Origin of the sequence: Tractidigestivibacter montrealensis, from assembly GCF_024741235.1 — a bacterium.
Taxonomy (GTDB): domain Bacteria; phylum Actinomycetota; class Coriobacteriia; order Coriobacteriales; family Atopobiaceae; genus Tractidigestivibacter; species Tractidigestivibacter montrealensis.
This window is the reverse complement of sequence record NZ_JANSKA010000005.1, coordinates 53,584-65,579: the sequence shown is the minus strand read 5'-3', so window position 1 is coordinate 65,579 and position 11,996 is coordinate 53,584. Positions and strand designations below refer to the sequence as shown.

At 63.9% G+C, this 11,996-nt stretch carries 11 protein-coding genes; 7 read left to right on the top strand and 4 right to left on the bottom strand.

What is annotated here, in order from left to right; all coding sequences use genetic code 11:
* Positions 1-2 precede the first annotated feature (2 nt).
* Positions 3-629 carry a 5-formyltetrahydrofolate cyclo-ligase gene (locus tag NVS32_RS07865; protein WP_258499318.1) on the bottom strand — a complete coding sequence of 209 codons (627 nt, stop codon included), beginning with the start codon at positions 627-629 and terminating at the stop codon, positions 3-5.
* Between the two features lie 192 nt (positions 630-821).
* Here NVS32_RS07865 and trpS point away from each other — a divergent pair, with 192 nt between their 5' ends.
* Positions 822-1,871 (top strand): tryptophan--tRNA ligase, encoded by a 1,050-nt coding sequence (trpS, locus tag NVS32_RS07860; protein ID WP_118343152.1) that lies wholly within the window; start codon positions 822-824, stop codon positions 1,869-1,871.
* A gap of 31 nt (positions 1,872-1,902) precedes the next feature.
* On the opposite strand, the gene NVS32_RS07855 is transcribed toward trpS, so the two are convergent.
* The 3 genes from NVS32_RS07855 to NVS32_RS07845 form a co-directional block, all read right to left on the bottom strand.
* Complete coding sequence (locus NVS32_RS07855) at positions 1,903-2,466, bottom strand: hypothetical protein (protein WP_258499317.1); 564 nt, start codon at positions 2,464-2,466, stop codon at positions 1,903-1,905.
* A 165-nt stretch (positions 2,467-2,631) separates the two neighbouring features.
* The gene (gene argF, locus NVS32_RS07850; protein WP_258499316.1) at positions 2,632-3,627 is read right to left on the bottom strand and encodes an ornithine carbamoyltransferase; all 996 of its coding nucleotides are present in this window, start codon (positions 3,625-3,627) and stop codon (positions 2,632-2,634) included.
* Positions 3,628-3,732: 105 nt separating this feature from the next.
* Entirely contained in the window at positions 3,733-4,983 is a 1,251-nt protein-coding gene (locus NVS32_RS07845; protein WP_118343155.1) for an arginine deiminase, read from the bottom strand.
* A 147-nt stretch (positions 4,984-5,130) separates the two neighbouring features.
* Between NVS32_RS07845 and ppk1 the strand changes: the two genes are divergently transcribed.
* From ppk1 to NVS32_RS07815, 6 genes are all read left to right on the top strand, one after another.
* Positions 5,131-7,848: a polyphosphate kinase 1 gene (ppk1, locus tag NVS32_RS07840; protein WP_258499315.1), complete on the top strand. Its 2,718-nt coding sequence runs from the start codon at positions 5,131-5,133 to the stop codon at positions 7,846-7,848.
* A gap of 15 nt (positions 7,849-7,863) precedes the next feature.
* Entirely contained in the window at positions 7,864-9,186 is a 1,323-nt protein-coding gene (gene rlmD, locus NVS32_RS07835; protein WP_258499314.1) for a 23S rRNA (uracil(1939)-C(5))-methyltransferase RlmD, read from the top strand.
* A 76-nt stretch (positions 9,187-9,262) separates the two neighbouring features.
* A complete protein-coding gene (locus NVS32_RS07830; RefSeq protein WP_258499313.1) occupies positions 9,263-9,679 on the top strand; it encodes a GNAT family N-acetyltransferase in 417 nt (138 codons plus the stop codon).
* A 278-nt stretch (positions 9,680-9,957) separates the two neighbouring features.
* Positions 9,958-10,143, top strand: coding sequence for a ferredoxin (locus NVS32_RS07825; RefSeq protein ID WP_059054545.1), 186 nt, complete (start codon positions 9,958-9,960; stop codon positions 10,141-10,143).
* Between the two features lie 140 nt (positions 10,144-10,283).
* Positions 10,284-10,907 carry a Maf family protein gene (locus NVS32_RS07820; RefSeq protein WP_258499312.1) on the top strand — a complete coding sequence of 208 codons (624 nt, stop codon included), beginning with the start codon at positions 10,284-10,286 and terminating at the stop codon, positions 10,905-10,907.
* Between the two features lie 18 nt (positions 10,908-10,925).
* Positions 10,926-11,900: a P1 family peptidase gene (locus tag NVS32_RS07815; RefSeq protein ID WP_258499311.1), complete on the top strand. Its 975-nt coding sequence runs from the start codon at positions 10,926-10,928 to the stop codon at positions 11,898-11,900.
* Positions 11,901-11,996: the final 96 nt, after the last annotated feature.

The window sequence follows — 11,996 nt, the reverse complement described above, 5'->3', positions numbered from 1 at the left end:
GCTTATCGCACCATAGGGTTGCAGCACCATGCGCCGGACTCGCTCACGAGCCAGTCAACGGGCACGTCATGCTCGTCTCTTGGCAGCGGGTTTCCCGATAGCTGCCGCGAGCGCACCAGCGCGACCTTCTCGCCAGGGTAGAAGGCAAGGAACCTGTCGTAGTAGCCGCCACCGTAGCCAATGCGGTAGCCGTCGGCATCAAACACAAGGCCAGGCACAATGCACAGCGAGCCCACCATCTGCGGCGGTGTGAGGGGACGTCCACAATCTGGGGAAGGCTCCATGAGCCCACGAAGGCCGGGCTCGAGGTCATCCTCCGAGGAAATCACATAGAAGTCGAGCGAATGGGAGCGGCGACAGCGCGGGACCGCAACCTGCTTGCCGGCAGACCAGGCGGCCTGCATGAGGGCGTGCGTATCCACCTCGCTGCCAAACGAGACATAGGTGAGGACGAGACGGGCTTCTCGCCACGTGGGAAGCTCCTCGAGCCGTTGGAGTATGCGTGCGTCTGTTGTTGCGCGCAGCGCAGAGGAGATTTTCGTGCGAATGCGCACGTACTCTGCGCGGAGGGCGGTCTTGCCAGCATCTGATCCTTGGGAACTCGCCACCGCGTCCTCCTTCTCCGTCATAGTCCACTTTACCCCATAATCGTAAGCGGCCAGGCAACGTTACCCATCTTGCAACCCTGTGGCAAGGCATGGGTCCCAAATACCGGTCTTGCAAACCCAAGGCGGACAGCAAGGTCTGGTTGCCGTAAGATGGATGTTTGTGAGCCCACGTGCCGCCCTGCGGCACTTCCACGCAAAGAACCAGGAGACACCATGCCCAACGAGGGAAGCTACGAAGCCGCGCTCAAGCGCAGCGACCAGATTCAGGCCGACCTGCCCCAGCACCCCGAGAACTACACCATGCTCACGGGTGACAGGCCCACGGGCCGCCTGCACCTGGGCCACTACTTTGGTACCATCAAGGAACGCGTGCGTCTCCAGGACCTAGGCGTCAACACCAACATCATCATTGCTGACTACCAGGTGATCACAGACCGCGACACCACCGAGCACATCCGCGACAACGTGTACAACATGGTCATCGACTACCTTGCCTGTGGCATTGACCCCGAGAAGACCATGATCTTCACCCACTCCGCCGTCCCTGAGGAAAACCAGCTCATGCTGCCGTTCCTCTCACTGGTGACCGAGGCTGAGATGGAGCGCAACCCCACTGTGAAGGCAGAGCAGGCGGCCTCCGGCCACGCGCTCACGGGGCTGCTTCTCACCTATCCCGTGCACCAGGCGTGCGACATCCTCTTCTGCAAGGGCAACATCGTGCCCGTGGGACGTGACCAGCTCCCTCACATCGAGATCACCTCGAAGATCGCCCGCCGCTTCAACGAGCGCTACGGCAAGGTCTTTCCCGAGGTCGCAGGGCTTCTCACCTCGACGCCGCTCCTGCCTGGCCTTGACGGCCGCAAGATGAGCAAGTCCTACGGCAACGCCATCTCGCTCTCGATGACCGCCGAGGAAACCGCCAAGCTCATCAAGAAGTCGAAGACCGACTCCGAGCGCAACATCACGTTTGACCCCGAGGGACGCCCCGGCGTCTCGGCGCTGCTCACCACGGCCGGCATCTGCAGCGGCCGCGACCCCAAGGAGATCGCAGACGAGATTGGCATGGGCGGCGCGGGCCAGCTCAAGCGCTACACCACCGAGGTCGTGAACGAGTACTTTGCCCCCATCCGCGAGCGCCGCGAGAAGCTCGCCGGCAACCTCGACTACGTGAAGGACGTCCTCCACGACGGCAACCGTCGCGCGAACGAGATCGCCCACCAGACCCTGAACGAGGTTCGCGAGGCCATGGGCATGGTGTACTAGAATCCAGCACAAAGAATTCTGGCAAGGCAAGCTACCTCGGAGTTCGCTCCGGGGTAGCTTTCATATGCGCAAGCACATAGGCAGGTGCGCACACGTAGAGACGGCCACGCTCGTCCGCAAGGTTGCAGAAGCGCTTTGGCCGCTCGTTCATGCCCACGAATCGGTAGCGCTTGCCACGAACGAGCAGCTCGGTTCCAACGAGGGGTTCCATCTGCGAGCGAGGAACCTCCGACACCTTGCGGACAAGCTCGCGGCGCGTGGCGCGAACGTCGGTGCCATACGCCGCATTGACCCTGGCAGCAACCTCGCGGAAACGCCTCCCATGGTCAAAGCAGCCAGGAAGCGTGTGGATGAGCTCGTGGAAGAGGACGTCACGCACCTGAGCGTCAGTCTTGCACGCATCGACGGAGCATGAAATCTGGAAGAGCGGCTTGCGACCGCCACGCAGCTTCTTGCAGCTGCCAATGCGCGAGTGGTTGTGCGTGAGCCTCACCGAGGGCAGGTACTCGCGCGGAGAGATTCCAATGCGCCGCAGGCAGAGGTCACAATCCGCGAGCAGGGCATCAAGCCTCTCCTGCGTCTCCATGTCCTCCACTAGTCTTCCTCCCATGAGACAAAGAGACAAAGGGACAGTCCCTTTGTCTCACTTGCAAACGGCTTGCAAAAATGGCCGTTGGCACGTTAGTTCACCCAAGACATGAATGAGACAAAGGGACTGTCCCTTTGTCTCATTCAGCCCCCGCCCAACAGCTGCGTCCGCCTACTTGAGCGTCGCGTACATCACGGCCTTTATCGTGTGCATGCGGTTCTCGGCCTCGTCGAAGACACGGGAACGCGGCCCCTCGAAGACCTCGTTGGTAACCTCCATCTCGGCGAGTCCGAACTTCTCGTAGATGTCCTCGCCAATGGTGGTGTGGCGGTCGTGGAAGCTGGGGAGGCAGTGCATGAAGATGGCGTCGGGGGCGGCCTTGGCCATCACGTCACCAGTGACCTGGTAGGGCTTCAGGAGCTTGATGCGCTCTGCCCAGAGGCTGTCGGGCTCGCCCATCGAGACCCAGATGTCCGTGTAGATGACGGAGGCGTTGCGCGCGCCCTCGTCCACGTCCTCGGTGAGTGTGATCGTGGAGCCGTTCTCGGCGGCAATGGCGCGACACTGCTCGACAAGCTCGGGCGCGGGCATCTGCTTCTCAGGCCCGCACGCGCAGAAGTCAATGCCAAGCTTGGCGCACACCACCATGAGGGAGTTGCCCACGTTGTTGCCCGCATCGCCCATGAAGGTAAGCTTGCGGCCGGAGAGGTCGTTGCCAAACTCCTCGCGCATGGTGAGGACGTCGGCGAGCATCTGCGTGGGGTGGAACTCGGTGGTAAGGCCGTTCCACACGGGGACACCAGCATAGTCGGCCAGCGTCTGGACGATGGACTGCGCGTAGCCGCGGTACTCGATGCCGTCGAACATGCGGCCAAGCACGCGCGCGGTGTCCTCGATGGACTCCTTCTTGCCCATCTGGCTCGAGCCAGGGTCGAGATAGGTCACGTTCATGCCCAGATCGTGGCCAGCGACCTCGAAGCTGCAGCGCGTGCGCGTGGAGGTCTTCTCGAAGAGCAGGACGATGTTCTTGCCCTCGAGGTAGCGGTGCGGCTCGTGCACGCGCTTCTTTGCCTTGAGGTCGGCAGAGAGGTCGAGGAGGTAGCGAATCTCCTCGGGCGTGAAGTCGAGCAGCTTGAGGAAGTTGCGTCCAGAGAGGTTGACGGCCATGGATGGTCCTTTCTTCCCGTACGCGGGATGAGGGTGTGGTGCCCGCTGCGCAAGGCAGCAAGTCAAAGTCTAAACCCTCGTCGGCACGAGAAGCCCACCGCCCACCTACTTCACGGCATCCCTCCAGAACGCCATGCTCATGCAGTGCGGGCCGCCCCGTCCGCGCGAGAGCTCGGCCGAGGGAATCTCCAGAAGGTTCACGCCCGCGCGGTAGAGGATGTCGTTGGTTACGGCGTTTCGCTGGTAGACCATCACGGTGCCAGGACGCACGGCCAGGGTGTTGGAGCCGTCGTTCCACTGCTCGCGCGCCGCAGCGATTGGGTCGTCTCCCCCGCACTTGATAAGCCGCACGGCAGGGAGCCCAAGCGCGCTGGCAAGCACCTGGTCGAGCGTACCCTCCATCTGCGAGATGCGCGTCTCGCCCTGATGAGCGCCACGCGTGATGGAAAAGACCTTGAGCGTGCCGAGAATACCTGGGTGAACCGTGAAGGTATCGACATCCACCTGCGTAAACACGGTGTCGAGGTGCATGAATGAGCGCTTGTGCGGAATCGAGAAGGCATACACCGCGCGCACCGGGGACTGCTCGCTCCAGAGCAGGTGCTTGGCAAGCCGGTCTATTGCCGCCGGCTGCGTGCGCTCGGAGATGCCCACGCCAATCACGCTGGCGCTCAGCACCAGGATGTCGCCGCCCTCGATGTGGTAGGGGCTCGCGGGGTCGTACCAGATGGGCACGTGCACGTACTCCGGGTGGTAGGCGAAGAGGTAGCGGCCAAAGAGCGACTCACGACGCCTCGTCGCCGAACGCATGTGGTTGAGGCTCACACCAGAACCAATGACCGAGAAGGTGTCGCGCGTAAAGTAGACGTTGGGAATGGGATCCACCAGGATGGGGTTCTCGTCTCCACCGCCTGCCTCCATCACGTCGGCAAGCGAGGCATCCTTAACCGAGGCAAGGTCCACCTCGTCTGCGCGCACGCCGGTGATGGCCTTCTCGACAAGCTCGCGGGGGTCGTCTATGGCCTCCAAACGCTGGCGCACGGCCTCGCGCACACCAGGCCCGTCAATGCCGCACTCGGCCACGTAGTCGCGGATGAACGCCTCGCGCGCCGTGGGGTTTGCAGCCAGCGCCTCTGCCACGAGCTGATCGAGGTAGAGCACCTCGACGCCCTCATCGCGAAGCATCTGGGCAAAGCGGTCGTGCTCTGCCTGGGCTGTCTCCAGAAACGGGATGTCATCAAAGAGGAGGCGACCGATGTTGTCGGGCGAGAGGTTGAGAAGCTCGTCACCCGGCCTGTGGAGCATGACCTTGCGAAGCTCGCCAATCTCAGAGCAAATGTTGAGACCCGTTGTCATCGCATCCTCCGTAATGCTTTCGTAAGCATCTCCCTACCTCCTAAACGATACCCCATGAGAGCCCGCTAAGTCATTTTGACCCCTGCTAGAATCAGGACCAGAACAATCAATCCATTCGCGCGGAAACGTGCGCGGGGAGGAATGATCATGTCGGAGCAGCAGATGACACCTTCGAAGAGTGCGGAATCCCTAAAGGAAAAGACGCGCGGCAACGCCCTCGAGAAGGCAGCCGAGGAGTTTGCCGACGACGCAACCGAGAAGGACGAGACGGGCGGCCGCCGCAAGCGCGACTTCTCCTACACCCAGAACCGCGAGCTCAGCTGGCTGCGCTTTGACAGCCGCGTGCTCGACGAGGCATTCGACGAGACCGTCCCCCTCTTCGAGCGGCTCAAGTTCTGCGCCATCTTTGGCTCCAACCTCGACGAGTGGTTCATGATCCGCATTGGCGGCCTGTCCGACCTCGCCTCCCTCAAGAACCAGCCGCGTGACAACAAGTCAAACAGGACGCCCGCCGAGCAGCTCGACGACATCTTTGCCGCGCTGCCCGCAGACGTGGCGCGCCATCAGGAGGCGCTTGCGCTGGTCGAGGGCGAGCTTGCCTCCCACGGACTTGCCCGCGTGACTCCCGATGCGTACACGCCGGAGGACCGCACCGCCCTCTCCAAGTACTTCGACGCCCGTCTCGCACCCATCATCTCCCCCATGGTGGTCGACCCGCGCCACCCCTTCCCCAACCTGAGGAACGGCCGTCTCTTTGTGGCCTGCACGCTCAACGGCCCGGACGAGACAGGCGTCCTAGGCATCATCGAGGTGCCTGCCTCCGAGTCTCGCGTGGTCGCCCTGCCCTCAGGCGCCAGGACCTTCCGCTACACCCTCATCGAGGACGTCATGCGCACCTTCCTCGACCGCAGCTTTGGCGAGTACATCCCCAAGAAGTCCGCAGTGCTGCGCGTCACGCGCAACGCAGACATCGACCCCGATGGCGAGGGCGTCGAGGAGGAGGAAGACTACCGCCAGCACATGAAGAAGATCCTCAAGCTGCGCCAGCGGCTGCAGCCGGTGCGGCTCGAGGTCTCCGGCGAGCTTGGCCGCAAGTGGGAGGCGCTTGTCGCACAGGAGCTTGGCCTTGAGGAGCGTCGCGTCTTCCACGTGAGCATGCCGCTCGACTTGGGCTACGTCTATGGCCTCGAGGCAAAGATCCCCGACTGGGCCCACGCCGAGGTTGTCTTCCCGCCCTTCGAGCCCCAGCCCTCGCCCATGGTCAACGCCAAGCTCCCCATGCGCGGCCAGGTGGAGGACCACGACGTCCTTCTCACCTACCCGTACGAGAGCATGTCTCCGCTGCTTCGCCTTGTCCGCGAGGCCTCCTCGGACGACCAGTGCATCTCTATCAAGATCACGCTCTACCGCGTGGCCAAGAGCAGCCACCTCTGCGAGAGCCTCATAGCCGCCGCCGAGGCAGGCAAGGACGTCACCGTACTCATGGAGCTGCGTGCCCGCTTTGACGAGGAGAACAACATCGCCTGGGCAGAGCGCCTGGAGGACGCCGGCTGCACCGTAATCTACGGCTCCGAGGGCTTCAAGTGCCACTCGAAGATCTGCCAGATTACCTACCATGACAACGCCGGCATCAGCCGCATCACCTGCCTGGGAACGGGCAACTTCAACGAGAAGACCGCCAAGCTCTACTCGGACTTCATGCTCATGACGGCCAACCCCACCATTGGCACGGACGGCAACACGTTCTTCCGCAACCTCTCGCTGGGAAATCTCCGCGGCTCCTACCAGCTGCTGGGCGTGGCGCCGGCAAGCCTCAAGCCGCTCGTGATGCGCGGCCTCGACCGCGAGATCGAGCGCGCCCGAGCCAACCAGCCCGCGCAGGTCTTCCTCAAGATGAACTCCCTCACCGACCGCGACGTGATCGACAAGATCGCCGAGGCCTGCGAGGCTGGCGTGCGCGTGCTCATGATCGTGCGCGGCATCTGCTGCATCCGCGCCAACGTCCCCGGCAAGACCGACGGCCTTGTTGTGCGGCAGATCGTGGGACGCTTTCTCGAGCACGCCCGCGTCTACGCCTTTGGTGCCGAGTCCGACACGATCTACCTCTCCAGCGCCGACATGATGACGAGAAACACCGAGCGACGCGTGGAGATCGCCTACCCGGTGCTCGACCCCAGCTGCCGCGCTCTAGTCACGACCTTCGTGAACCTCCAGCTTGCCGACAACGTAAAGGCGCGCCGGCTCACGGCCAAGGGGACCTGGGAGAAGGTCCCTCGCGAGAAGGACGAACCGCCCATCAACAGCCAGGAGGTCCTGCTCGCGCTTGCCCGCGTGCGGGCTCACACCAAGCGTTCCGAGGCCATCGCCCTCACGCCCTTCTCGCGCATCGAGAAGATTCCGCACGGGCTTGCGCAGGCGCTCTCGTCGCTGCCCGCAACGGGCGGATATGACCACCCGCACGCTGCCGAGAAGCTCGTTGCCTCAATCGACCCCACGTCCGATGCAACAGTGCGCATCACCGAGCGCGAGGAGCGTCGCGAGGAGGAAGAGAAGCGCGAGGAGCTGCACGCCGCGCAGGTTGCCGAGCGCGTGCTCACCGCTGCCGAAGACGCAGAGGTTGAAGAGGAGGTCCACGCGGGCGAGGAGCCAGTGGCGGCCGATGCTGCCAAGCCGCAGGAGGCTGCGGAGCCGGCGCTCGTAGCCAAGGCGGAGAACAAGCCATCACCAGAGCCCGCTCCGGCGCCCACGCCCGCCGCAACGTCCCCAGCACCCGCGAAAAGGAAGCGCAGCCGCATTGCCACAGCTTTCTCACTCATTGGTCGCGGATTTGGCGTACTCTTTGGCGGACCGATGGACGAGGACTAACGCAAGGACGAGCGCATGACAACAAAGAGGCTAAAGATCGAGCGTATGGGCTACGGCCCAGAGGCGATTGCGCACGATGCCGATGGCAAGACCGTGTTCGTTACGGGTGGCGTGCCCGGCGATACCGTGGAGGCCGAGACGGACGCCGAGGAGGCGCGCTTCTCTCGTGCGCATGTGACCACGGTGCTCGAGGACTCGCCTGACCGCGTGACACCGCCCTGCCCCTTTGTGGACGTCTGTGGCGGTTGTCCCTGGGCGCATCTGTCCTACGAGGCCCAGCTTGCCGCCAAGCGCTCCGGCGTTGTCGACGCGCTCACGCGCCTGGGGGGCTTCTCGGCAGAGGACGCCGAGGCCCTCGTAGCGCCCATCGTGGCCCCCGGCGAGCCCTGGGGCTACCGCAACAAGGTCGAGCTTGCCGTGGGAACCCAGCGCGGGCGCACCATGGTGGGCATGCATGCGGCAGGCTCTTCTGACGTGGTGAAGGTTCCCTCCTGCCCGCTTCTGGACTCCAAGTTCAAGGGCGTCGTGAAGGCCGTGCAGGGGGCCATGAACTTCCTTGCCGGCTCTCGCGACCTAGGCCTCGAGCGCGTGGGCATTCGCGCTTCTCGGCGCACAAAGGAGCTTGAGGTGGCCCTTTGGGGCACGCCGGGCCCCTTCCCGCGCCCGCAGGTGGCCAAGGTGCTTGGCGACGCCACCAAGGTGACTTCCGTGGTCCGCGTCATGCAGAAGGGGCCGGCAAAGGCACGACGCATAGCCGGCGTCGAGCGTCTCTCGGGCAAGGGTTCCTGGGGCGAGCTTGTGGGGAGCGAGTCCATGCGCGTCTCGGCGCCCTCGTTCTTCCAGGTGAACACCAGGGGCGCTGACAAGCTCGTCTCTCTGGTGATGGAGGGGCTCTCCCCTGTCGAGGACGAGGAGGCCATGGACCTCTACTGCGGGGCAGGCACCTTCACGCTGCCGCTTGCACGCAAGTCTGGCTTTGTCTCGGCAGTCGAGTCCTACGGTCCGGCCGTGCGAGACCTCCGTCACAACCTTGACGCGGCAAACCTCACCAACGTCGACCCCATTGGCGGAGACGCGGGCATCGAGTTTCCAGACGTCGATGCGGACGTCATCGTGGTCGACCCGCCACGCGCGGGCCTTGCTGCCGACGTGGTGGCGCAGCTCTCCGACCAGCCGGCGCGCGCAATTGCGTACGTCTCCTGCGACCCCGCGACACTTGCCCGCGACCTCGCGCGCTTCCGCGACGAGGGCGTGTTCGAGCCCGTGAGCGTGACGCCCGTGGACCTCTTCCCGCAGACCTTCCACGTGGAGAACGTGACCATCCTGCACAGGCAATGAGACAAGGGGACAGTCCCTTTGTCTCATTGCAAAAGCACGCAGGTCGCGCAATAGGACCTAGGCAGGAGGATCTAGCTTGGAGATTCGCTCGTATCGCTCGCTTCCACAGGAGGCGGTTCTCGTCCGCACGAAGGTCTTCGTGGAAGAGCAGGGATTCCAGAACGAGTTTGACGCTATCGACGACTCGGCGCTGCACCTTGTTGCCTTCGAGGACGGTGCGCCGATAGGGACCTGCCGCCTGTTCTTCTCGGATAAGCGTAGGTGCCTTGTGCTTGGGAGGCTTGCGGTGCTCAAGGCCGGCAGAGGCAAGGGCACTGGTCGGGCTCTCGTACGCGCATGCGAGAGGTGCGCTGCAGAAGACGGCAAGCACCGCATCGAGCTGTTGGCGCAGGCGAGGGTTCAGGACTTCTACGAGAAGCTCGGCTTTCGCGCGCTCGACGAGAGATGCGATGATGAGGGCTGTCCCCACGTCTGGATGAGAAAAGACCTCTAAGTGAGGGCGCTGCCGCTTGCTGAAGTGGGCCTTGGGGCGAGTTATTGACGCCCGAAGGCCCACTTTGTGCGAGATTACGTCAGCAACGTGCCCTCCGGCGCCAAATCCCCCTCCACAGCTAGGAATAAACCGCAGTTCAACGGCCCAATTCTGTGGCTCGCAGCTCTTTTTAGACCGCAGGCAGAATAACGTTGCGCACCGCTTCGGAAACGTGTAAAAAGATTAGGACCTTGGGTAAGGGGCCCAGGGACGAGAAGTTCAAGTGAGAGGAACGCAACATGAAGGCTTCTGTCAACGAGGATTGCATCGGCTGCGGTCTTTGCGAGGGCACCTGCCCCGACGTCTTTAGCATCGGTGACGACGGCGTCGCGCACGCCATCGAGGGCGACGTGCCCGAGGATGCCGAGGACAGCGCCCAGGAGGCGGCTGACAACTGCCCCGTCTCCGCCATCACCGTCGAGTAGCCCACACGGCTCATACGGCTCTGGCACAGGCGAGGGGGCCGCATATGCGGCCCCCTCGCTTTGTCTTTGCTCGACCAAGACCACGGGCTACCGCAGAACGGCTATGCTACCAACGAACACACCCCAGCGATTGGAAGCGCATGTACCTGGCATCTCAATCTCCCAGACGGCGTCAGCTCCTCGAGGCGGCGGGCTTCTCGCTCACCATCGTGCCTGCAGACATAGACGAGACACGCCAAGAGGGCGAGACGCCCACGCACCTGGTGGAGCGGCTTGCCCGTCAGAAGGCCGAGGCAACGCGCGGCTCGCTGGCAGGAAGGGCAACTGAGGATGTGCTTCTCGCCGCCGACACCATTGTCTGGACCGAGGACGGCGACGTTCTAGGCAAGCCCACAGACGAGAAGGCCGCCCGCGCTATGCTGCTAGAGCTCTCAGGCCGCGCGCATCACGTATCCACGGGGGTCTGCCTCATGCACCTTGACCCCACGGCACAGGCTCTTGCGACCCGCTCCTTTGTCGAGACCACGCGCGTCTCGTTCTTTGACCTCACAGACGAGGAGATTCGTGCCTACGTTGCCTCCGGCGAGCCCATGGACAAGGCAGGCGCCTATGGCATCCAGGGGCGCGGTAGGCTGCTTGTGAGCGGCATCGAAGGCGACTGGGCAAACGTCGTGGGTCTGCCGGTGGCCCGCGTGGTGAGAGAACTTGAGGCGCTTTTCGGCAGACAGGACCTCGTTGCCCACTGCCTGGGTGCGCAGGGCTAGCTGACGAGAGGAACAACCATGGCAAGCATCGAGAGCATCACCCAGATTCCCGGGATCTTTGCCGCGCATACGACCAACGCCGAGGCCGGCACGGGCTGCACGGTCATCGTGTGCCCCAAGGGCGCCACGGGTGGCGTCGACGTTCGCGGTGGTGCCCCAGCAACGCGTGAGACGGACCTTCTCCGCCCTGAGGAGACCGTCCAGACCCTCAATGCCGTGGTTCTCTCGGGCGGGTCCGCATACGGCCTTGCAGCGTCCTGTGGCGTCGCAGAAGAGCTCGAGCGCAACGGCATTGGGCTGGACGTGGGAGTTGGCGTGGTGCCCATTGTCTCAGGCGCGTGCGTGTTCGACTTGACGTGTGGAGACCCGCACGTGCGACCCACGGCAGAGGACGGGGCCCATGCCACGCGCTTAGCGCTTGCAGGAAACGGAGAGCCGCTTGCTCGCGGTAACGTGGGCGCAGGGACGGGTTGCACTGTAGGCAAGGTTGGAGGTCCCGCGCGCGCCATGAAGAGCGGCCTTGGCGAGGACGTGGAAAGCGCCGGCGCGTTGGTCTGCGGCGCCGTGGCCGCCGTGAACGCCTGCGGAGACGTGGTCGACTCCGCAACCGGCGCGGCAATTGCAGGTCTTCGTACCAAAGACGGCGAGGCCCTTGCAAGCACGGAGGGCGAGGTTCTCTCCCTGGCAGCCCAGATGCCGCTTGAGCGTCGCACCAACACGACCATCTCGTGCGTGGTCACAAACGCCCGTCTCACCAAGCCGCAGGCCACGAAGGTGGCCCAGATGGCGGCGGACGCCTACGCCCACGCCATCAGGCCCACGCACACCACCAACGACGGCGACACCATCTTTGTGATGGCCACGGGCGAGGTCGAGGCGCAGGTGGACGTTGTGGGAGTTCTCGCCACCCGCGCTCTCGAGCGGGCGATTGCGGATGGGGCGAGAAGCGCCACCGCAGCGTACGGCCTTCCTGCTGCTCGAGACCTGGCGTAACTCCTGCGGCGACTGGCAAGCGCCGGGCAAGGCCCCCTCAACGTGTGGAGTTACCAGAAGAGGGGCAGCGCCTTGTCCCGAGCATGCCAGGACCGC

Bases quoted from the DNA above. Each gene is read 5' to 3' on its own strand.
- NVS32_RS07865 (WP_258499318.1), bottom strand. From the start codon at position 629: ATGACGGAGAAGGAGGACGCGGTGGCGAGTTCCCAAGGATCAGATGCT.
- trpS (WP_118343152.1), top strand. From the start codon at position 822: ATGCCCAACGAGGGAAGCTACGAAGCCGCGCTCAAGCGCAGCGACCAG.
- argF (WP_258499316.1), bottom strand. From the start codon at position 3,627: ATGGCCGTCAACCTCTCTGGACGCAACTTCCTCAAGCTGCTCGACTTC.
- NVS32_RS07845 (WP_118343155.1), bottom strand. From the start codon at position 4,983: ATGACAACGGGTCTCAACATTTGCTCTGAGATTGGCGAGCTTCGCAAG.
- ppk1 (WP_258499315.1), top strand. From the start codon at position 5,131: ATGTCGGAGCAGCAGATGACACCTTCGAAGAGTGCGGAATCCCTAAAG.
- rlmD (WP_258499314.1), top strand. From the start codon at position 7,864: ATGACAACAAAGAGGCTAAAGATCGAGCGTATGGGCTACGGCCCAGAG.
- NVS32_RS07825 (WP_059054545.1), top strand. From the start codon at position 9,958: ATGAAGGCTTCTGTCAACGAGGATTGCATCGGCTGCGGTCTTTGCGAG.
- NVS32_RS07820 (WP_258499312.1), top strand. From the start codon at position 10,284: ATGTACCTGGCATCTCAATCTCCCAGACGGCGTCAGCTCCTCGAGGCG.
- NVS32_RS07815 (WP_258499311.1), top strand. From the start codon at position 10,926: ATGGCAAGCATCGAGAGCATCACCCAGATTCCCGGGATCTTTGCCGCG.